16 protein-coding genes are annotated in these 20,593 nt (G+C 62.6%); 6 read left to right on the plus strand and 10 right to left on the minus strand.

Features of this window, described 5'->3' with window-relative positions; translation table 11 throughout:
- Positions 1 to 261: 261 nt before the first annotated feature.
- On the plus strand, positions 262 to 693 hold the full coding sequence (locus WH303_RS02100) for a TonB family protein (RefSeq protein WP_339516595.1): 432 nt from the start codon (positions 262 to 264) through the stop codon (positions 691 to 693).
- Between the two features lie 107 nt (positions 694 to 800).
- Here the strand turns inward: WH303_RS02100 and WH303_RS02105 are convergent, their stop codons facing one another.
- The 8 genes from WH303_RS02105 to WH303_RS02140 all read right to left on the minus strand — a co-directional run bounded on the left by WH303_RS02105 (position 801) and on the right by WH303_RS02140 (position 11,009).
- Positions 801 to 1,583 carry an HAD-IIB family hydrolase gene (locus WH303_RS02105; RefSeq protein WP_339516596.1) on the minus strand — a complete coding sequence of 261 codons (783 nt, stop codon included), beginning with the start codon at positions 1,581 to 1,583 and terminating at the stop codon, positions 801 to 803.
- Between the two features lie 21 nt (positions 1,584 to 1,604).
- Positions 1,605 to 2,621 (minus strand): acyltransferase family protein, encoded by a 1,017-nt coding sequence (locus WH303_RS02110; RefSeq protein ID WP_339516597.1) that lies wholly within the window; start codon positions 2,619 to 2,621, stop codon positions 1,605 to 1,607.
- A 69-nt stretch (positions 2,622 to 2,690) separates the two neighbouring features.
- On the minus strand, positions 2,691 to 3,098 hold the full coding sequence (locus tag WH303_RS02115) for a GtrA family protein (RefSeq protein WP_339516598.1): 408 nt from the start codon (positions 3,096 to 3,098) through the stop codon (positions 2,691 to 2,693).
- On the minus strand, positions 3,098 to 4,072 hold the full coding sequence (locus tag WH303_RS02120) for a glycosyltransferase family 2 protein (RefSeq protein WP_339516599.1): 975 nt from the start codon (positions 4,070 to 4,072) through the stop codon (positions 3,098 to 3,100). Before WH303_RS02120 ends, WH303_RS02115 begins: the two co-directional genes overlap by 1 nt.
- A 23-nt stretch (positions 4,073 to 4,095) precedes the next feature.
- Entirely contained in the window at positions 4,096 to 5,820 is a 1,725-nt protein-coding gene (locus WH303_RS02125; RefSeq protein ID WP_339516600.1) for a hypothetical protein, read from the minus strand.
- A 174-nt stretch (positions 5,821 to 5,994) separates the two neighbouring features.
- Complete coding sequence (locus WH303_RS02130; protein ID WP_339516602.1) at positions 5,995 to 7,686, minus strand: hypothetical protein; 1,692 nt, start codon at positions 7,684 to 7,686, stop codon at positions 5,995 to 5,997.
- A 590-nt stretch (positions 7,687 to 8,276) separates the two neighbouring features.
- Positions 8,277 to 9,902 (minus strand): peptide chain release factor 3, encoded by a 1,626-nt coding sequence (locus WH303_RS02135; RefSeq protein WP_116926707.1) that lies wholly within the window; start codon positions 9,900 to 9,902, stop codon positions 8,277 to 8,279.
- 99 nt (positions 9,903 to 10,001) lie between these two features.
- Positions 10,002 to 11,009 carry an acyltransferase family protein gene (locus WH303_RS02140; protein WP_339516604.1) on the minus strand — a complete coding sequence of 336 codons (1,008 nt, stop codon included), beginning with the start codon at positions 11,007 to 11,009 and terminating at the stop codon, positions 10,002 to 10,004.
- A 242-nt stretch (positions 11,010 to 11,251) separates the two neighbouring features.
- Here WH303_RS02140 and kdpF point away from each other — a divergent pair, with 242 nt between their 5' ends.
- The 5 genes from kdpF (at position 11,252) to WH303_RS02165 (ending at position 18,770) form a co-directional block, all read left to right on the plus strand.
- Positions 11,252 to 11,347: a K(+)-transporting ATPase subunit F gene (gene kdpF / locus WH303_RS02145; RefSeq protein ID WP_027010947.1), complete on the plus strand. Its 96-nt coding sequence runs from the start codon at positions 11,252 to 11,254 to the stop codon at positions 11,345 to 11,347.
- Between the two features lie 122 nt (positions 11,348 to 11,469).
- Entirely contained in the window at positions 11,470 to 13,179 is a 1,710-nt protein-coding gene (gene kdpA / locus WH303_RS02150; RefSeq protein WP_339516607.1) for a potassium-transporting ATPase subunit KdpA, read from the plus strand.
- Between the two features lie 80 nt (positions 13,180 to 13,259).
- Positions 13,260 to 13,970, plus strand: coding sequence for a potassium-transporting ATPase subunit KdpC (kdpC, locus tag WH303_RS02155; RefSeq protein WP_339516609.1), 711 nt, complete (start codon positions 13,260 to 13,262; stop codon positions 13,968 to 13,970).
- Entirely contained in the window at positions 13,967 to 16,054 is a 2,088-nt protein-coding gene (gene kdpB / locus WH303_RS02160) for a potassium-transporting ATPase subunit KdpB (RefSeq protein ID WP_339516611.1), read from the plus strand. Before kdpC ends, kdpB begins: the two co-directional genes overlap by 4 nt.
- Before the next feature lie 25 nt (positions 16,055 to 16,079).
- Positions 16,080 to 18,770, plus strand: a complete 2,691-nt coding sequence (locus WH303_RS02165; protein WP_339516613.1) for a sensor histidine kinase KdpD — start codon at positions 16,080 to 16,082, stop codon at positions 18,768 to 18,770.
- Here the strand turns inward: WH303_RS02165 and cobF are convergent.
- Both cobF and cobM read right to left on the minus strand, forming a co-directional pair.
- Entirely contained in the window at positions 18,727 to 19,575 is an 849-nt protein-coding gene (gene cobF, locus WH303_RS02170) for a precorrin-6A synthase (deacetylating) (protein ID WP_339516615.1), read from the minus strand. The two genes, WH303_RS02165 and cobF, sit on opposite strands and share 44 nt — an antisense overlap.
- On the minus strand, positions 19,572 to 20,420 hold the full coding sequence (cobM, locus tag WH303_RS02175) for a precorrin-4 C(11)-methyltransferase (protein ID WP_339516617.1): 849 nt from the start codon (positions 20,418 to 20,420) through the stop codon (positions 19,572 to 19,574). The genes cobF and cobM overlap by 4 nt, the downstream gene beginning before the upstream one ends.
- Positions 20,421 to 20,593 lie beyond the last annotated feature (173 nt).

A 20,593-nucleotide genomic window follows, 5' to 3' on the forward strand; every position in this document is an offset into this window, starting at 1 on the left:
AGTGGTCGGGCCGTCGCGGGCAGCCAATGGATGGCTGCGGGCGAACAACTGCAAATCCTAACCGTTCGTGCCGGTGTGCGTAGTCGCGCAAGGCAATTTCGACATGCTGGGGCGGGCATGTACCGGATTTCTCCACAATAGAGCTGCAGGCCCGTGGTAAAACATGGGGTTTGCCGCGCGGGCAGCGTTGTTGCGCCGCGCCCTGTGCACGCCAGGGTGGCCTGGGCCGCACCACCATGAGACTTTTGGAAGCTTCAGACCATGCCATTGATCCGTACCAGTTCTGCCGTTGTCACCGTTCTTGCCGCATTGCTGGCAGGGTGCGCTACCAATGCGCCGGCTCCCACGCCTGATGCTGGCGCTGCTGCGACCACGGCCCCCGCCGCCAATGCCGCCCCTGCCGCAGCTGGCTGCGCCGGCAATGCCTGCGACACGGCGCCCCAGCTGCTGACCGGTGCATCGCCCCGCTTCCCCTACCCCGCAGGTGCCCAGCCCCAGCCGGCCAGCGTGCGCGTGCAGTTCGTCGTCAACACCGATGGCGCCGTCAGCGATGTGAAGACCTTGACCACTACCTCCCGCGACATGGCCACCGAGGTGGAGCGCGCGGTGCGCCAGTGGAAATACCGCCCCGCGATGAAGAACAACCAGCCGATGAAGGTCATCCTGCAGCAGCAGTTCGACTTCAAGCCCTGAGACAGACCGCGCTTTCGCGCGTTCTACATGGCAAAACGCCCGCTGCACTTCAGGTGCCGCGGGCGTTTTTTGCGTTGTATAGGGCGATCAGTTCGCCGCCCAATCGTTTACTTCAGCGCGCAGATGCGCTCGGCCAGCTCGATAAAGCCAGCGCCGCGCTCGCCGCGCGTCACATAGCGCGGCAGGTGCTGCAGCTGGGGCACAAAGCGCGCGATATTGGCCACGCCAAAGCTGTTATCAAAGTGCTGGAACATCAGCTGGTCGTTGGTGGAGTCGCCGATATAGCACCACTGGCCGATTTCCGCGTCGAGATCGCGCCCGAACAAGGTCTTGACGATCCAGCGTGCGCCTTCGAGCTTGTTGTGCCCGCCAAACCAGCCATTGATGTGGATGGAACTGACGGTGGCATTCATGCCGGCTGCCTGCATCAGCGCAACGCAACGGTCGATATCGGCCTGCGGCATCTGCGTGAACTCGCTGTGGTCCACGGCAATATCGCATTCGCGCCCGGCCGAATCGGTGGCGCGCTGCGCGCCCGGCACCGTCTGCTCGATCTGCGTGAGCACCGCCTGCATCTTGGCAAAGTTGGCTATGCGCGTGGCCTCATCCTGCTGGTAGAGCTTGTCCAACCCGCCGCTGGCATTGCGGCGCAGCGCGACGGCACCGTTCTCGGCCACGATGGCATCGACTGGCCAGGCAGCGGCAAAGGGCTCGCTCCAGCCCACCGGCCGGCCGGTGATGGGGACCACCGCCAGACCTTTGGCCTTGAGGGCAGCGATGGCCTGCACCACGTTGTCAGGGACGGCGCCCTCTGTTGTCAGGGTGTCGTCGATATCGGTCAGCAGGCCGAGGATGGGGGCAGTCGGCTGCCATTGGGTCAAAGCTAGCATAGAGAGGGGGACAGCGAGAGGTCAGCGTACAAAACGTTTGAGGCGAAGGGTGGGTGCCTCTACCAGGCGCCAAGACAGCCAGCCGGCCAACAAGGTCAGCGCCGCGACCAGCAGCACGCTGCTGGCAAAGCCTAGCTCGGGCCAGAGATGGCGAACCGTCTGCTGGATCGGGAAGGCGTACAGATAAACCCCGTACGATACATCACCCCAGCCTCCTGCTTGGCGAAGCAGCGGCCAGGACAGGGTGCCCACCCCCAAAAGAACGGCAGGCAGAAACAGCAACAACGCAGAATAGGCAAAGCCGAAAGTCCACAAGAGCCCACCGGCAGCGCAAGCCGCGGCGCAGCAAGCGAGGCGATGGCGCAGAAACCAGGGGCTGAACGTGGCGATCAAGGATCCAAACGCAAAGTAGGCCGGAAACTCCCACCAATGCGTCATGACTCCGGTCAAGTCCATGGTCATATGCGTGAGAAACCACAGCAGGTAGGCCACGCAGATGCAAGCCCATACCCAACGCCAGCGCAGCAATCCGACGACGCCGCATGCAGCCAGCACCGCGTAGCAAGTCACCTCGATAGGGATGGTCCACAAAGAGCCATTGACTGCATGGGGAAAGGTATTGTCCGCAAATACACCGGGCAGGCTAAAGCGGATCTGCATCAGCAGATTCTGCAAATAGTCCCAGGTCATGGGATGGCTGAAATATTCGCGCAGGGGCAGGGTGGTAAAGCTGGGGCCCAGCACCAGCATTGCCAGCAACACCACGGTGACCAAGGCCGGCCAGATGCGCAGTGCCCGCTTGGCGCAAAATGCCCACAGGCGCGGTTGGGAAAACCAGCTGATCGTTACCAGGTAGCCGCTGATGACAAAAAAAGCCATGACGGCTACACCGCCTATCATCGCTACATTCATCCAGCTGGGGGGGACAGTACCAGTCACCGGGTAATGGTGGCTGAAAAGCACGGCCAGCGCAGCAGCCAGGCGCAAGGCATCGAAATTGTTGGCTTGGTGCAGGCGTTGCGGTTCCATGCGGTTCATATTCTCTAGATTTTTCTTGTCTCACTGCCAGCATGCCGCATGCATTGGCGTATTGCTTGCACCGTGTGCTCAGTGCTCTGGCCGATGACGGTATAGCAGGCGGCTCATGCCCAGGTAGTTCACGGACATCGCGGTCAAGGTGCCCGCCGCAACATACAGCATCAGCCACAGCGGGCCCTGGGGAAAGCTCCAGGCCAGCAGCGAGTACACCGCAAAGTTGATGGCGCCGCCTCCCAGCATCAATCCCAGATAGCGCAAATACTCCGCAAGCAGACTGCCATTGGCGCTGCGCCCCGCAAAGGAGATATTGCGGTTGATCAGCCAGGTAGTGGTGGCGGCCAGCCAGAACGACACCGCCCGTGCTGCATACACACCCAGTGCATCACGCAGCAAGGTCAAAGCCAGCACATCGACAACAAAGGCCACGCCGCCTGCAATCAAAAACCACAACAGCGAACGCTGAAGCTTGAACTGCATCACTTGCTCGGCGTGTTAGCCACAGAAGCGAGGTAAGCAATCTGCTTGATCTCGCGCCGCGTCAAGGTGATGGCTTGCAGGATCAGACCGGTGACAAAGGACACCCCGCCGCAGACGACCATGGCGGACACCAGGCCCAAGGTCGGAAAGCGCCGCACCATGCCCGTGTGGCTGTACTCCACCACGATGGGAGCGGCCAGTGCAATGGCGACCAGTGCCAGTGCAGCACCCAGCCAGCCAAAAAACTGCAAAGGCTTTTCGCTGACCACCAGACGGCCGATGGTCTTGAGGATGCGCCAGCCGTCGCGGTAGGTGGACAGCTTGCTGGCCGAGCCCTCGGGCCGGGCGCCGTAAGGCGTATCGACCTCGGTGCAAGGCATGCGCAGCTCCAGCGCATGGACATTCAGCTCGGTCTCGATCTCGAAGCCCTGCGAATGTGCAGGGAAGGATTTGACATAACGGCGCGAAAACACCCGGTAGCCCGAGAGCATGTCGCGAAAGCTGCCGCCAAAGATTTGCTGCACCGTGCCGGTCAATAGCTTGTTGCCCCAGCGATGGCCTGGCCGGTAAGTGATGCCGGTATCACCGGGCTCAGGCTCCGCTTCGACGCGTGCACCCACCACCATGTCCAACTGCTCGTCAATCAGCATGTCGATGAGCTTGCGTGCCGACGGTGCATGGTAGGTTGCATCACCATCGGCCATCACATAGATATCGGCATCCACATCGGCAAACATGCGGCGCACGACATTGCCTTTGCCCTTGAGATGGACATTGCGCAGATGCGCACCCACTTCAACAGCAATCTCTGCGGTGCGGTCCGTGGAGAGATTGTTGAAGATGTAGATCTCCGCCTCTGGCAAGGCCTGGCGAAAGCCTTCCACCACCGGGCGCACCGTCAACTCTTCGTTGTGGCAGGGGAGGATGACGGCGATACGCTGGTTGCGGTAGAGGCGGGACGGAAATTCGGTCATGTCAGAAATTATTTTTTAATCATTCACACGGCTGCCGCATTGTGCCCGTGTTTGAATTTGGCGCGCAGCATACCGGCAACACGCCAGACCACCAACACCTGCATCGCCAGCGACAAAGGAACCGCTGGGAAGATATACAGAATGTAGTTACTGGGGATGGAAGTGGCTTCCAGAATACCCAGCAATGTTACGCGGGTGACGATGGCAGCAGCCAGTACGGTGGTTAATAGCCATGCCCCATTGGGAAGAGATCTGCGTCTGATCCATTGGAGCAGCGTGCTTGCTGACCAGATTAGCCAGATGGCAAAGGACAGAGGCAGACCCACTTCCGAGATTTTACTCATGGAGGTGGCTATAGCTTGCGCCACACCCCAACGCAGTTTGTCCCGAGGTGAGGTCATGTCCATCTCAAAAATGGGGCTGTCAGCCGTGGGTGCTAACGGGCCGTTGGTCACCACATCAAACAGCTTCAGGTGCAGTGGCGAGCCCAAGCTTTGGTAAGGTTTGAGCGTACCCCGATCCAAATTTGCTAAGGTGCCAAACACCTCCCAAGTGGCTTTGGCGGAGTCCCAGGCATAGCTTTCTCGCCAAGGTGGCAGCATGGTGGCGCGGGGGGGCAGGCAGTCATCAGGGCGCAGCTTGCATCCTGCATCGATCTCTTGGGCCAAACGTTGGTAGAACTTGCTGGCTTCTCTAGCACTGCTGTAATGGCCGGCTTCTTCCACTGCACCGCGAACTGCCCACATGAACCAGCCGGACAAGATTTCCGGGCATGGTGATGTCTGTGTCTGTTCGCAACCTGTTTTGCGCCAACCTTCGCCACGCTCGCCCTCGAAATAGGGCTTGAGTTCGCGAGCAGCAGCGCTCATCGCATAGGCGCGTTCACGCGCATCTTTAGGGAACAATAAATAGCGCTGCCAGTGGTCATGGCGTATACGGGTCAGCGCGCCATAGCCAGAGAGAAAATCAGTGGAGCGAAAGTCGTTGTTGCGATAGACGCCATACTTGGCGTAGTTGATCGTATTAACCGCAGCCACCATCAATGTCGCCACTAACACTGGCAAGGCCATGTAAGCCAGCAAGACCTTCCAGGCGCTTAGGGCCTTGCGTTGGGTCCACAAGTAGTAGCCCAGCATCAGCCCAAGTGCTGGCAGCAGCCACACGCCTTCTTCACGCGTCAGCCAAAACCACCCGCCCACACATCCCATTGCCAATAACGAAGGCCAGCGCAGGCGGAGTTGTGCTGCAGGCGGCAAGTTGGCATCGGCTAGCAACCAGCAGCGGATTCCCAGGGCCAGCAAGAACAAAGTCTGCGAGATGTAAATGCCCTCGCGCATGACCCGCGCTCCCGATTGTTCCATCCAGGCTGCCGGTTGAAATGCGAGCACCGCAAACAGCATCAGTACCAAGTTGCGTGATCGCAGCAACTGGCCGGCCATGTAGGCAAAAAATCCTGCAGAGGCCAAATAAAGGGCATGTTCGGAAAACTTCAACGGCAGCGCGGTTGCATGGTTGAGCAGCAGGAACAGTGGGTAGCCGACTCCTTTGGCATGAGTCAGGTTGCTGTAATCTCCTAGCCAATTGCCCATACCTATTTCGGCTGCCAGGCGCACGAAAAGCAAATCGTCATGGGCAGCCCAACTCACCGAAAAAATAGGAAAGGCCATGCGCAGCCACAACGAAATTATCGAAATCGCAAGAAGAAAATACCAATGATTGCGTGGCAATACAGGATTATTTTTTATCATTTTTCGTTGCTTGCGCTGGGTGATTTGCTATGCGTGTCGAAATTAGATTAATAGTGAAAAATATCTTGTTGTGAATTAATGCATTTTTTATAAAACAATCGCGCACCGAGGTGCAGAGTTATTTATCAATACAAATAATTTTGTATGGCCTTGGGCTGCATTGATGTGTTAAATTTATTTCGGAAATTTCCAGCGGTATGTGCCCCAGATAATAATTGGGAGTAAGACAAGTGCAAAAGGGACAAGAGGGAAAAGGTATAGCATGTTATTGCTGGGGATGGATGTCGCCTCCAAGAATCCCAGTAATAACACGCGCGTAATTATGCCTCCCGCGACGGCAGAGGCAACCCACCAAGCTGCCGAAGGCAGCACGCGGCTACTGAATGATTGCAATACGGTGAGAATAGACCACAAAAACCAAGCTGCAAAAGCAAATGGAAGTCCGTATGTTGTCAGTGTCGTTATTCCCTTGGTGAGCCACTGCGCTAAGCGCAGTCGCATGATGTCACGAGGGGATTTGAGTGTGAATTCTTCCCATGCACCTCTTGGGTCGGTTGCTGCCAATGGTCCGTTGGTGACCGAATCAAATAATGCTAGAAACCTCTTGTCCCCGTTGCTGGGTTGAAAATGAGGTGCTGTTTTTCCGAATGTAGCAAGGGTCTGGAAAACTGCCCAAGATGCATGGAGTGTGTCATTCGCATAGCCTTCATGCCACGGTGGCAGTAGTGAGTTGCGCATTGGGAGGCAGTCATCTGGCCGGTTTTGGCAACCCTGTTCAATCTCTTCGGATAGTCGGCGATAAAACGCCTTAGCATCTTCAGGGCTTTTGTAGTGCCCTGCTTGAGCGACTGAATCGCGAAGTGCCCACATGAACCATCCAGAAAGAATTTCTGGACAGGGAGAGGTCTGAGTTTGGTTGCAGCCTGCATCGCGCCAACCCTGACCGCCCGCTCCTTCAAAAAACGGCTGCAGTTCGCGTGCTGCAGCGCTCATCTCATAGGCGCGTTGACGCGCGTCTTTAGGAAAAAGCACATAACGCTGCCAGTTATCATGACGAATGCGAGTCAATGCTCCATATCCTGACTGGTAATCGCTGGAGCGAAAATCATTGTTGCGGAAGGTACCATAAACTCCATAATTGATGGTATTAATGGTCATCACAACCAGAGATGCTGCAACGAGTGGGAGAAATAAAAAACCTAATATGGAATGGCATTGTGCACGCCAATCACCTTGGCGAAGGAGCCAATAGATCATCAGAAGAAGCATCGACGGTACCAGCCATACCCCTTCTTCGCGCGTAATCCAGAACCATCCAGCAACAAGGCCGAGCAGGATCAATGTTCGCCATTGAATTCTTAATTGTTCGTTGGCAGATATTGCATGTGGCAGCACCCAGCAGCGGATGCCTAGAGTGAGTAGCAGCAATGCTTGTGAGGTGTACAGACCTTCGCGCACAACACGTCCGCCTACGTCTGCAAACCAAGCTGTGGGAATGAACGCTAGCAAGGCAAAACAAGCAAGTCCAGAAGGACGAGAGCGATAAAGCAGGGAGATAGTGAGCGAAAAATATGCAGCCACGGATAGATATAGTGCATGCTCGCTAAACTTTAGGGGCAAACCAATCGCATGATTGAGTAGCATGAATAATGAGTAGCCAATACCCTTTGCTAAGGTGAGATTGTTATAAGCGCCTAGCCAGTTCCCAGAGCCAATTTCGGCGGCCTGCCTTACAAATAGAAGATCATCGTATGCTGCTCCACCCAATGCAAATATTGGAAACGCCATGCGAATCCACAGAGATAAGCAACCGATTGTGGCTATGCCTAACCAGAAGCGTTGATGGGGAGTGATCCGAGCCTTCATGGAGTTCAATTGAATTTGAAAAATAGATATAGAATTTTGTTTTCTCCGGTCATTGATGGAGAAGAATTTTTCATGTTAAATCAACGTTCTTTGGGGGCTGAACGCATTTTATCAAGCCATGGGCTAAACGATACGGTTCATTGGCAAAGACCAAAATAGCAAAAATATTGTACAGATAGAGATTTTCAAGTCGCGGCTGTTACATGGCTGGAGCGGATGACTAAAAAACCAGTATTTTTGACCTTAAGTTTATGGTGTAGCGGGGTAGACTATAAGGTGACTGTAGTCGAGATAGGGCCAAGACCTAGGCAAGAATATAAATGGTATGCAGTTCAAAGGCTGCCGCGTGGGCAGATCGGATGCGGGCCAGAGCAGGGTGCCCAGCCCCCAGCAGGCGGCTATGAAAACCAGCAGCTGTGCGTACTGGCTGAGGACAAAGCCGATTAGCGCCATCGCAAGCGGGGAAGGCTTCTCGCCCCCCGTTGGCCACCCTCCACGGCCCGCAAGCCGCTATGCCGGGCGGCATAGGCTTGCAAAGGCAGCTGGGGGCGGGACTTGCGATGGGCCATCGGTATCTGGTACCGGCGCGATCAGGAGGTCTGCAATTCCAACCCTGCATGCTCGCGCAGCGGATGGAAGTGGATCTTCGGAAAACGCTCCTGCGCCAGGCGCACGTCATAGGGGCTGGTGCAGAGATACGCCAGGGTATTGGCCGCGTCATGCGCCAGGCGCAGCGGATAGGCGTGTTCAAACTCCCGCAGCTCGGCGGGGGTGTCGGCGGTGATCCAGCGGGCGCCGGTGTACTGGCAGCCTTCCAGGCGGACTTCGCAGTCGTACTCGGTCTTCAGGCGGTGCTGTACCACTTCAAACTGCAGCTGGCCCACGGCGCCCAGCAGCATATTGCCGCCGGCATCGGGCTTGAAGACCTGGATGGCGCCTTCTTCGCCCAGCTGCATCAGGCCTTGCTGCAGCTGCTTGGTGCGCAGCGGGTTCTTCAGCACCACGGTCATGAACATTTCCGGCGCGAAGAAGGGCAGGCCGGTGAACTGCAGGTTGGGTCCATCGGTGATGGTGTCGCCCAGCTGCACGCCGCCGTGCGTGGTAAAGCCGATGATGTCGCCGGCATAGGCCTCGTCCACCGCTTCGCGGCGCTGGCTCATGAAGGTCACCACGCTGGTGGGGCGCAGCTCCTTGGCGGTGCGCTGCACCTTCATCTTCATACCGGGGGTGTACTTGCCCGAGGCCACGCGCACAAAAGCGATGCGGTCGCGGTGGTTGCTGTCCATATTGGCCTGCACCTTGAACACCACGCCCGAGAAGCTGCTGTCTTCCGGATGGATGGTTTTCTCTTCGCGGTTGCGGTTGACTTCGGTGTAGGCGATGCGGGGGCCGGGCGGTGGCGACATGTCCACCACGGCGTCGAGCACTTCCATCACACCGAAGTTGTTCACACCGGAGCCGAAGAACACCGGGGTCAGCTTGCCGGCCAGGAAGTCGGCATGGTTCCATTCGGCAGAGGCGCCCTGGGCCAGTTCCATCGAATCGAGCGCATCGTCAAAGGCCTGGCCAAAGCGGCTGCGCAGCTTGTCGGCCTCGCTCAGCGGGATGACTTCAAAATCCTTGGGGCCGCGGTCGCTGCCTGGCGCGAACACGGTCATGCTTTGGGTCAGCAGGTTGATGATGCCGCCAAAGCTCTTGCCCTGGCCCACAGGCCAGGTGATGGGGCAGCAGGGCATGCCCAGCTCGCGCTCGACCTCATCCATGATGTCCAGCGGATCGCGCACTTCGCGGTCCATCTTGTTGACGAAGGTGATGATGGGCGTATCGCGCTGGCGGCAGACCTCGATCAGGCGGCGGGTCTGCGATTCCACACCGTTGGCCGCATCAATCACCATCAGCGCCGAGTCCACGGCGGTCAGCACCCGGTAGGTGTCCTCCGAGAAGTCCTTGTGGCCGGGGGTGTCGAGCAGGTTGATGACATGGTCGCGGTAGCTCATCTGCATCACCGACGAGGCCACCGAAATACCGCGCTGCTTTTCAATCTCCATCCAGTCCGAGGTGGCGTGGCGCGAGGCCTTGCGGCCCTTCACCGCGCCCGCGATCTGGATCGCACCGGAGAACAGCAGCAGCTTTTCGGTCAGGGTGGTCTTACCCGCGTCCGGGTGGGAGATGATCGCAAAGGTGCGGCGGCGTTGGGTTTCGGGAGCGTAGGACACAGTACGGATGGGCAAAGGGCGCAGGCCCAGGGCGGGGCTGCCAAAAAACAAAGCCAGCAGGTGCTGGCTGGGACTGGGGGCATTTTAACGGAAAGCGTTTTACCCGGGCTTGCGCAGATAGCGCTTCAGGCGCAATGCGGGCGACTCAATCGAATGCCACAGCGCATAGCCCAGCAGCATGGACAACAGCATCGACAGTCCCATGCTGGCATAGAAGTTCATGCCCGGCCAGACGGCAAACACCGCCTGCGCGATCGGGCAGCCTGAGAGGTAGACCCCGTAGGAGGGATCACCCAGGCGGCTGACTCCACCTGAAAAGCTGGAGCTGCAGTTGCCCAGAAAGATCAGCAAAGCCGGCAGCACCACCAGGCCCGACGTATGCTGTAAGCCCGTCAGCCAGAAAAACAGGGCTACTGGAATCAGCCCGAACGTGATGGCGGCGCCATGGGCCAGGAAGCGATCCCGGTGCAGCGCGATCAGCGCGCCGCAGGCAAAGTAGGCCGGGTACTCCCACCAATGCATCATCGTGCCCGTGAAGTCGGCGTTGTAGCGCGCAATGAACAGCAGGATGTAGGCCAGCAGCACCAGACTGGCCAGCCAGCGGTAGCGGAAAACGCCTACCAACCCTGCAACCGCCAAAGCGGCATAGCACATGGTCTCGATCGGAATGGTCCACAGCGGCCCGTTCATCAAGTTGCTCAGCGGGTTGCTGGAAAACACCTCGGGCAGGTTGACGTAGGCGCGGTACAGCAGCAGGTTCTTGAAGTACTCCAAGGTCTGGCCATGGGTCAAAAACGTGCGTGCTGGTAAATCGGTAAATGCCAGGCCAAATACGTAGATATTCAGCAGCACCGCCGCAATCATGCCGGGCCACAGGCGCAGCAGGCGCTTGGCGCAGAACTTGAAGACATGCGGCTCACGCAGCCAGCTGGTAGTCACCAGGTAGCCACTGATCGTGAAAAACGTCATCACGGCCACGCCACCAACCATGCCCACATTCATCCAGGCAGGGCCCTCGCGGCCGCTGATGTAGTAGTGGTGGCAAAAGATCACGCCCAGCGCCGCGCAGATACGAAGAATGTCAAAAGAGTTGCTGCGATGGGGCATGGAAGGCTGGATAGGTAAGGGGCGGATGTGAGCGCGGCACCACTATACATGGCCTTAGCAACTGCCTATCGCCTCTGGGCGACGGCATCTTGATGCCATCTTGATATCCCGCCGCGCATTCTCAGCGCCTGCTTGATGCGCGCAAACCTACATTGGCTCCACTGCAGGCGTTTTGCCTGTGCAACACCACGCCGCGCGGGGCCGCATTGGGCGGCCTGGCTGCGGTGTATGAGGAGAAAACCATGTGGATCCATGGAGTGGAGGTGCTGGCCGCGCTGGTCAGTGCTGCGCTGTTTGTCTATCTGGGTTACGCGCTGCTGCGGCCCGAAAAATTCTGAAAAAGGGGGAGAGGGCCATGTACATGCTGCAAGACCTCGTATTTGTCGGGCTCACGCTGGCCTGCTTTGTTGGCCTGCTGGGCTTTGTTCGCGCCTTGGTGCGCATCTGAGCGGGGGCTGACATGGGTTTAGTCTGGATCGAATATGCCGCCTTTGTGGCGGTGCTGGTGCTGCTCACCATCCCCATGGGGTGGTGGCTGGCACGCTGCTTTACCAGCGCGCACGACAGCCGGCTGGAGCGCTGGACCTACGCCGCCATCGGTGTGGATCCGCAAGAGCGCATGGGCTGGCAGCGCTATGGTGCGGTGCTGTTGCTGAGCAATGGCCTGCTGATGCTGCTGGGCTACCTGCTCTTGCGGCTGCAGGGCTTCCTGCCGCTCAACCCGCTGCAAAATGCTGCGCAGACGCCGGATCTGGCGTTCAACACCGCTGCGTCCTTTATCACCAACACCAACTGGCAGGCCTATGCCGGTGAGAGCAGCCTGAGCAATGCCACGCAAATGGTGGTGATCACCGGCCTGATGTTTGCTGGCTCCGCCGCCGGCCTGGCCGCTGCTGCCGGCTTTGTGCGCGGGCTGGCCCGTGCGGGCAGCCAGGATATTGGCAACTACTGGGTGGATTTTGTGCGCATGCTCTGGCGCGTGCTGCTGCCGCTGTCGCTGCTGCTGGCGCTGGTCTATGTCTGGCAGGGCGTGCCGCAGACCCTGGGTACCGAGGTGCTGGCCCATACCATCGATGGCGGCCGCACGCAGCAGCTGCTGATGGGGCCGGTCGCGAGTCTTGAGAGCATCAAGCACTTGGGCACGAACGGGGGCGGTTTTTTCAGCATGAACGCGGCCCATCCTTTTGAGAACCCCACGCCGCTCACCAATATGCTGCACATCCTGGCGATGCTGCTGATCCCGGCGGGCATGACCTATGCGCTGGGCACCATGCTGCTCAAGCGCCGCCAGGGCTGGGTGTTCTTTGGGGCGAGCCTCATCATCTTCCTGGGCTTTCTGGCCCTGGTCTGGACGGGCGAGCAAAACGGCAGCGGCCTCCTGGCCCGCGCCGGCGCTGACCAGCAGTGGAGCACCACGCAAGCGGGCGGCAATATGGAGGGCAAGGAGCTGCGCTTTGGCATCACCGATACCGCCCTGTTTGTGACGGCCACCACGGCGGCCACCACCGGCTCGGTCAATGCCATGCATGACTCGCTCACGCCCTTGGGCAGCATTACGCCGCTGGCGCTGATGATGCTCAACTGCGTGTTTGGTGGCGATGGCGTGGGCCTCATCAACCTGCTGCAGTACGCCATCCTGACGGTGTTCCTGGCCGGCATGATGATCGGGCGCACACCCGAGTTCCTGGGCAAGAAGATCGAGGTGCGCGAGATGAAGCTGGTGATGCTGTCGGTGCTGGCGCACCCGGCCTGCCTTTTGGGCTGGACGGCGCTGGCCATGCTCTGGCCGGGCGCTGCCGACAGCCTGAACAACCGGGGCCCGCATGGCTTCTCAGAAATTCTCTACGCCTATGCCTCGGCCACCGCCAACAACGGCTCGGCCTTTGCTGGCCTCAATGCCAACACGCCCTTTTTCAACACCACCCTGGGCCTGGCAATGCTGATGGGGCGCTACCTGACCCTGCTGCCGCTGCTGGCTGTCGCCGGCAGCATGGCCAGCAAGGCCAGCGTGCCCGCAGGGGCCGGCACCTTTCCCACCGCCACGCCGCTGTTCACCGGATTGCTGGTGTTTGTGGTGCTGGTTGTCGGCGGGCTCACCTTTTTGCCAGCGCTGGCGCTGGGGCCGGTCGTAGAGCACTTGCAGATGCTGGCTGGGCAGCTCTACCCCTGAGCCCCCTCTCTTTGACCTGACATCCCAACTGATTTGACGCGAACCGGGGCACGGCCAGGCCGTGCCCGCAGGAGAAACACATGACAAGCCTTGATTCCGATAAACGCCTGCCTACGCCCAGCGCGCAGCAGGCCGCCGCCCCCGCCGACGCAGGCTGGGGCCGCACTTTTGGCCGCACTTTGGGCAGCAGTGCCCGCGCCGCCGTGCTGGTGCTGCTGCTCTGCGGCGTGGCCTACCCGCTGGCCACGACCGGCGTCGCCCAGGCGCTGCTGCCCCATGCCGCCAATGGCTCGCTGGTGCTGCGCAATGGCCAGATCGTGGGCTCGGCCCTGATCGGCCAGTACTTTGACAGCGCCCGCTACTTCCATGGCCGGCCCAGCGCCACCACGGCGCCTGACCCCAAGCAGGAGGGAGCCAGCATCGCTGCGCCCTATAACGCAGGCCTGTCCGGCGCCAGCAACCAGGGCTCCAGCAGCCAGGGGCTGGCCGATAGCGTGGCTGAGCGCGTGGCGCAGTACCGCCGCACCAATGGCCTGGCGGCCGATGCGGCTGTGCCGGTCGATGCGGTCACCGCCTCGGCTTCGGGCCTGGATCCGCATATCTCGGTCGCCAATGCCAACTTGCAACTGGCCCGTGTAGCGCGCGAGCGGCAATTGCCCCCCGCCCAGGTGCAGCAGTTGCTGGACCAGGCCACGCAGCGGCGCACTGGCTACCTGCTCGGTGAGCCCCGCGTGAATGTGCTGGCGCTCAATATGGCGCTCGATGCCCTGCCAACCCGGAGCCAACCATGAACACGAAAAAACGGACGGCATCTGCCGGCCTGGGCGATCTGGCGCTGCTGCAGGCCGCCGCCTGGGATGCGCTGCGCAAACTCTCGCCCCGCCTGCAATGGACCAACCCGGTGATGTTTGTGGTCTACCTGGGCGCCTGGCTCACCAGCCTGCTGTGGCTGCAAGCGCTGTTCATGGCGCAGGAGGGCAGCGGTTTTACGTTGGCCATTGCCGGCTGGCTGTGGTTCACCGTGCTGTTTGCCAACTTTGCCGAGGCGCTGGCCGAAGGGCGCAGCCGCGCCCAGGCCGCCAGCCTGCGTGGTATGAAGCGTGACACGGTGGCCAAGGTACTGCAGCAAGCGCAGCATGGCGCCGCCTGGACGGCCCAGCCCGCCAGCAGCCTGAGCAAGGGCACATTCCTGCTGGTGGAAGCTGGCGATGTGATCGCGCTCGACGGCACCGTGGTCGAAGGCGTGGCCTCGGTCGATGAGAGCGCCATCACCGGCGAATCGGCCCCCGTGGTGCGCGAGGCCGGTGGCGATTTCTCGTCGGTGACCGGCGGCACGCGCGTGCTGTCCGACTGGCTGGTGGTCGAGGTCACGGTGAACCCGGGTGAGTCGTTTCTGGACCGCATGATCTCCATGGTCGAATCGGCCAAGCGCCAGAAGACGCCCAACGAACTGGCGCTGGGCATCTTGCTGGTGGGGCTCACCTTGGTGTTCCTGATGGTCATCGTCACGCTCTGGCCGTTCTCAGTGTTTGCGGTGGCGCAATCGGGCAGCGGCAGCGCTGTCGGCGTCGCCGTGCTGGTGGCGCTGCTGGTCTGCCTCATCCCGACGACCATCGGCGGCCTGCTGTCTGCGATTGGGGTGGCCGGCATGGGGCGCATGATGCAGGCCAATGTGATTGCCACCTCGGGCCGCGCGGTGGAGGCTGCGGGCGATGTGGATGTGCTGCTGCTGGACAAGACCGGCACCATCACCCTGGGCAACCGCCAGGCGAGCGAATTTTTACCAGCGCCTGGTGTCAGCGCCGCGCAGCTGGCCGAAGCCGCCCAGCTCTCGTCGCTGGCCGATGACACCCCCGAAGGCCGCAGCGTGGTGGCGCTGGCCCAGGAGCGCCATGGGCTGAGCCCCGCTGTGCTCGACCCCGCCCAGGCGCAGCCGGTACCGTTTACCGCCCAGACCCGCATGAGCGGCCTGGACCTGGCGGGCGCCACAGGCCCGCGCAGCCTGCGCAAAGGCGCGGCCGATGCGCTGCGCCGCCATGTCGAGTCGCTGGGCGGGCAGTTTCCGCAGGCGGTGCAACTGGCGGTGGAGAGCGTCTCGCGCAAGGGCAGCACGCCGCTGGTCGTCGCCGATGGTGCGCGGGTGCTGGGCGTGATTGAGCTCAAGGATGTCGTCAAACCCGGCATGCGCGAGCGCTTTGCACAGCTGCGCCGCATGGGTATCCAGACCGTGATGGTGACCGGCGACAACCCGCTGACCGCCGCTGCCATTGCCGCCGAGGCGGGGGTGGACGACTACCTGGCCGAGGCTCGGCCCGAGGACAAGCTGCAGCTGATCCGCAGCCACCAGGCCGCAGGCCGTTTGGTGGCGATGACGGGCGACGGCACCAACGATGCACCCGCACTGGCCCAGGCCGATGTTGCGGTCGCGATGAACAGTGGCACGCAGGCCGCCAAGGAAGCGGCCAACATGGTGGACCTGGACAGCAACCCCACCAAGCTCATCGAGGTGGTGGAGACCGGCAAGCAGATGCTGATGACGCGCGGCGCACTCACCACCTTCAGCATTGCCAACGATGTGGCCAAGTACTTTGCGATCATTCCGGCCGCCTTTGTCGCTACCTACCCGCAGCTGGCATCGCTCAACATCATGGGCTTGCACAGTGCCGATTCCGCCATTCTGAGCGCCGTCATCTTCAACGCGCTGATCATCATCGCGCTGGTGCCGCTGGCCTTGCGCGGCGTGCGTTACCGGGCGGTGGGTGCTGCCGCCTTGCTGCGCCGCAATCTGCTGGTCTACGGTCTGGGTGGTTTGCTGGTGCCGTTTGCCGGCATCAAGCTGATCGACATGCTGCTGACGGCAACAGGCTTGTTCTAAGCGCTTGCCCCACAATAGCGCCACCATGCCCCACCCCAGCAATACCCCCAGCGCACCTGCCGCCCGGCCTGACCCGGACGCGCTGGTCGCCCAGCTCAAGGCCGACCAACAGCAAGCGGCCCGGGGCAAGCTGCGCATCTACTTTGGCTCCAATGCCGGGGTGGGCAAGACCTATGCAATGCTGGCCGCTGCGCAGCGCGAGCGCCAGGCGGGCCGCCAGGTGCTGGTGGGCTTGGTGGAGACCCATGGCCGGGCCGAGACCGTGCAGCAGCTCCACGGCCTGGAGCTGCTGCCCCGCCGCCTGTTGCCCCACCAGGGCCGCCAGCGCGAGGCCTTTGACCTGGATGTCGCGCTGGCACGCCACCCGCAGGTGCTGCTGCTCGACGAGCTGGCCCACAGCAATGCGCCGGGCTCGCGCCATCCCAAGCGCTGGCAGGATGTGCAGGAGCTGCTCGATGCCGGCATCGATGTCTGGACGACGCTCAATGTGCAGCATCTGGAGAGCCTCAACGATGTCGTGGGCGGCATTGTCGGCATCCAGGTGCATGAGACCGTGCCCGACCACATCTTTGACGATGCCAGCGAGGTCATCGTTGTCGACCTGCCGCCCGAGGAGCTGCTCAAGCGCCTCAAGGCCGGCAAGATCTACCCGCTGGAGCAGGCCGAGCGGGCCTCGCACCATTTCTTCCGCCTGGGCAACCTGCTGGCCCTGCGCGAGCTGGCCTTGCGCCGCACGGCCGACCGGGTCGATGAGGACATGCGCGACTACCGGCGCGAGCGCTCCATCGGCGATGTCTGGCCCACGCGCGAGCGTCTGCTGGTCGCCGTAGGCGGCCAGGCGGGGGATGATGCCCTGGTGCGCCAGGTAGCGCGCCTGGCCCGGCGGCTGGAGGCTGACTGGATGGTGGTCTATGTGGATGCGCCGGCGCGCCAGCACCGCTCGGCGCAGTCGCAGCAGGCCGTGCTCAAAACCTTGGCGCTGGCCGCGCGCCTGGGGGCTGATACCGCGACGATCCCCGGAGCCCAGGTCGCCGCTGCGCTGGTCGATTTTGCCCGCGAGCGCAATGCCAGCCACCTGGTGCTCGCCCGCGTGCCGCCAACGGCGATGCGCTGGTGGCCCTGGGCGCCGTCCGGCCTGCCCGAGCAGATTGCCCGGCTGGACCCGGGCTTGGACGTGCTGCTGCTGTCCGTGCCCCGGCCGCGCAACCGGCCCGAACCCGCGCCGGCGCGTGAGGCGCCCTGGCCCTGGCGCGGCTACCTGGGTGCGAGCCTGGCCTGCGGTGCGGCCGCGCTGCTGGCGCAAGCACTGCTGCAGGTGTTTGACCCCGCCAATGTGGTGATGCTGTTTTTGCTGGTGGTCGTGCTGTCGGCCTTGCGCTGGGGCCGGGGCCCGGGCGCCTGGGCGGCACTGCTGTCGGTGCTGCTGTTTGATTTTTGCTTTGTACCGCCGCGCAACTCCTTTGGCGTGAATGACACCCAGTACATCTTCACCTTCTGCCTGATGCTGGGCGTGGCCCTGGTCTGCGGCCAGCTGATGGCCAGGCTGCGGCATGAGGCGCGGGTGGCGGCCGAGCGCGAGCGGCGCGCCGGCGCGCTGGCGCGCCTGGCCCGTGATCTGTCGGGGGCGCTCACGCAGGCGCAGGTGGTGCAGACGGCGCTGACGACGGTCTCGGGCGTGTTCGATGCGCGCACCGGCCTGCTGCTGCCCGATGCACAAGAGCAGCTGCATGTGGCGCCCGGCAGCGAGGCGGCGATTGATGCCAGCGTGGGCCGCTGGAGCATGGAGCACAGCCAGATGGCCGGCCGGGGTACGGACACCCTGGCCGCGTCGGACGCGCTGTATGTGCCGCTGATGGCGCCGGTGCGGGCGCGCGGCGTGCTGGTGCTGCAGCTGCGCACGCCCGAGCGCCTGCGCGTACCCGAAGAGCGGCGCCTGCTGGATGCCTGTGCCAGCCAGATTGCGCTGGCGCTCGAGCGCGTGCATTTTGTCGAGGTGGCCCAGCAGACCCAGGTGGCGATGGAGGGCGAGCGCATGCGCAACACCTTGCTGTCGTCGGTATCGCATGATTTGCGCACGCCGCTCACCAGCATCCTGGGCGCCGCCCAGGCCGGCCTGCCGCACGCGCCGCCCGGCCCGGCGCAAGACATGTTGCTGCAGATCCGCAACCAGGCCCAGGCCTTGCAGCAGCTGGTGGACAACCTGCTGGCCATGGCCCGGCTGCAGCAGGACGGCGTGCACCTGCAGCGCGCCTGGATCCCCGTCGATGAGCTGGTGGGCAGTGCCTTGCGCCAGCTGGGCGGGCGCCTGGCCGATCACCCGGTGCAGCTGCAGCTGCCGGCCGATTTGCCGCTGCTGTGGATTGATGCGGCGATGATGGAGCGGGTGCTCGTCAACCTGCTGGACAACGCCAGCAAATACACCCCCGTGGGCACCGCCGTGCGGGTGACGGCGCACGTCGAGCGCGACCATTTGCTCCTGCGTGTGCAGGACAGCGGGCCGGGCCTGCCAGCACACCTGGCGCCCGAGCAGCTGTTTGCACCCTTCAGCCGGGGCCACGCCGAGTCCAGCATCTCCGGCATTGGCCTGGGGCTGGCGCTGGCCCAGCGCATTGTGCAGGCCCATGGCGGCAGCTTGCATGCCGCTGCGGCCGAGCCCGGACCGGGGGCCGTGTTCAGCCTGGCGCTGCCGGTGCTGCCTCAGCCTGCGCTGGATTGATGGGCATGCGGCGCAGCAGATAGATATCCATGATCCAGCCATGCTGGGCGCGTGCAGCGGCGCGTGTGGCCACAATGCGCTCGGCTGTCTCGGCCAGCGGGCCGTGTGCCAGGCACTGCTGGGCCATGCCCAGGTAGGCGCCCCACCAGATGTAGACACCACGGGCCTGCGCCGCCGGCAGGCTGCGAAAGCTGCACTGGCCGTCGAGCATCACCACCAGCGTGTCCACCCCGGCCGGCCAGCCTTGCTCGCGCAGCTGGCGGCCGGTGGTGACGGTAAAGGGCTGGCCAATGTCATTGACGGCGATCGCATGCGCGGCCGTGAGTGCCTGCATCGAGGTGATGCCTGCGATGACCGTGACCTGCTGCGGCGCGGGCTGCATGCGCGCCGCAATGCGCAAGGTGCTGTCGTAGAGCGATGGATCGCCCCAGACCAGCAGCGCCACCTGCAGCACGCCGTTGCTGCTACGCGGCACCAGACCATGGGCCAGCGCCTGCGCAATCGCCGCCTGCCAGCGCAGGGTGATGGCCGCATGCCATTCATCGACCTGGTTCAGGTAGTCCTCGCCCTGGCTGCGGCGCTCGGGCATGTCAAAGCCAGCAATCAGCGGTGCGGGCTGCTGCAGCACCGCATCGCAGAGCGACTGGCGCAGGGCCGCCAGCTCGGCCTTGTCCTCGCCCTTGTGGGGCAGCAGCAGTAGGTCGGCCGCATTCATTGCGGCGATGGCCTGGCGCGTCAGGTGGTCGGGGTTGCCGGTGCCAATGCCGATCAGTGTCAGCGCAACCGGCGGTAAGCTGCTGCTCATGCCTGGCCTTCAGCGCTGATTGGTTTTGAGGTGAGCGGCCGGTCGGTGGCGGTATCCACCGCAGCGGCGGGTGCCGGAAAGCGTGGCTCGGTGCCCTGGGGCCGGTAGCGGCGGTCGTAGTCGGTGGCATAGAGGCGGCTCTCGCCAAAGTCCTCGGCGCTGATGCTGCGGCCCACCAGGATGATGGCGGTGCGCTCCATGCTGGCGGCCACGACCTGGGCCAGTTGGCCCACGCTGGTGCGTACAACGGTTTCATCGGGCCAGCTGGCGCGCCAGACGATGGCGGCCGGGCAGTCGGCGCCATAGTGCGGCAGCAGCTCACTTTGCACCTTTTCGGCCACATGGATGGACAAATGGATCGCCAGCACCGCGCCAGTCGCGGCAAAGGCGGCCAGTTGCTCGCCCTCGGGCATCGCAGTGGCGCGGCCCGAGGTGCGTGTGAGCACCACCGATTGGCACAGGCCCGGCAAGGTCAATTCGGCGCCCAGGGTGGCGGCAGCCGCGGCAAACGAGGGCACGCCCGGCGTCACGCTGTAGGAAATGCCCAGTGCGCGCAGGCGGCGCAGCTGCTCGCCCATGGCCGACCAGACCGACAGATCGCCCGAATGCAGGCGCGCCACATCCTGGCCTTGCGCATCGGCGGCGCGAATCTCTTCGATGATCTCGTCCAGGCTCATCGATGCGGTGTTGACAATGCGCGCGCCGGGCGGGCAGTGGGCCAGCAGCTCGCGCGGGATCAGCGAGCCCGCATAGAGGCAGACGGGGCAGCTGGCCATCCGATCGCGGCCGCGCACGGTGATCAGGTCGGCAGCGCCGGGGCCGGCGCCGATGAAATGCACGGTCATGCCGTAACTCCTTGGGTTTGTGGATCAGCCGGGCGCAGGCCCGCTGCCAGACAACAATAGGGGGTGCTGCCGCGCTCGCGCAGCGCCGCAGCCAGGGTGGCGCTGCCATCGCCGGCGACCAGGCGGGCCAGCAGCAAGCGGGGCGCGGGCGCGGCCGCAGACAGGGCCACGGC

Source organism: Comamonas sp. MYb69 (assembly GCF_037479315.1).
Lineage (GTDB): Bacteria > Pseudomonadota > Gammaproteobacteria > Burkholderiales > Burkholderiaceae_C > Comamonas.

Bases quoted from the DNA above. Each gene is read 5' to 3' on its own strand.
- cobF (WP_339516615.1), bottom strand. From the start codon at position 19,575: ATGAGCAGCAGCTTACCGCCGGTTGCGCTGACACTGATCGGCATTGGC.
- cobM (WP_339516617.1), bottom strand. From the start codon at position 20,420: ATGACCGTGCATTTCATCGGCGCCGGCCCCGGCGCTGCCGACCTGATC.
- WH303_RS02125 (WP_339516600.1), bottom strand. From the start codon at position 5,820: ATGATAAAAAATAATCCTGTATTGCCACGCAATCATTGGTATTTTCTT.
- WH303_RS02130 (WP_339516602.1), bottom strand. From the start codon at position 7,686: ATGAAGGCTCGGATCACTCCCCATCAACGCTTCTGGTTAGGCATAGCC.
- kdpA (WP_339516607.1), top strand. From the start codon at position 11,470: ATGGGTTTAGTCTGGATCGAATATGCCGCCTTTGTGGCGGTGCTGGTG.
- WH303_RS02120 (WP_339516599.1), bottom strand. From the start codon at position 4,072: ATGACCGAATTTCCGTCCCGCCTCTACCGCAACCAGCGTATCGCCGTC.
- WH303_RS02115 (WP_339516598.1), bottom strand. From the start codon at position 3,098: ATGCAGTTCAAGCTTCAGCGTTCGCTGTTGTGGTTTTTGATTGCAGGC.
- WH303_RS02140 (WP_339516604.1), bottom strand. From the start codon at position 11,009: ATGCCCCATCGCAGCAACTCTTTTGACATTCTTCGTATCTGCGCGGCG.
- WH303_RS02100 (WP_339516595.1), top strand. From the start codon at position 262: ATGCCATTGATCCGTACCAGTTCTGCCGTTGTCACCGTTCTTGCCGCA.
- kdpF (WP_027010947.1), top strand. From the start codon at position 11,252: ATGTGGATCCATGGAGTGGAGGTGCTGGCCGCGCTGGTCAGTGCTGCG.
- kdpB (WP_339516611.1), top strand. From the start codon at position 13,967: ATGAACACGAAAAAACGGACGGCATCTGCCGGCCTGGGCGATCTGGCG.
- WH303_RS02165 (WP_339516613.1), top strand. From the start codon at position 16,080: ATGCCCCACCCCAGCAATACCCCCAGCGCACCTGCCGCCCGGCCTGAC.
- kdpC (WP_339516609.1), top strand. From the start codon at position 13,260: ATGACAAGCCTTGATTCCGATAAACGCCTGCCTACGCCCAGCGCGCAG.
- WH303_RS02105 (WP_339516596.1), bottom strand. From the start codon at position 1,583: ATGCTAGCTTTGACCCAATGGCAGCCGACTGCCCCCATCCTCGGCCTG.
- WH303_RS02110 (WP_339516597.1), bottom strand. From the start codon at position 2,621: ATGAACCGCATGGAACCGCAACGCCTGCACCAAGCCAACAATTTCGAT.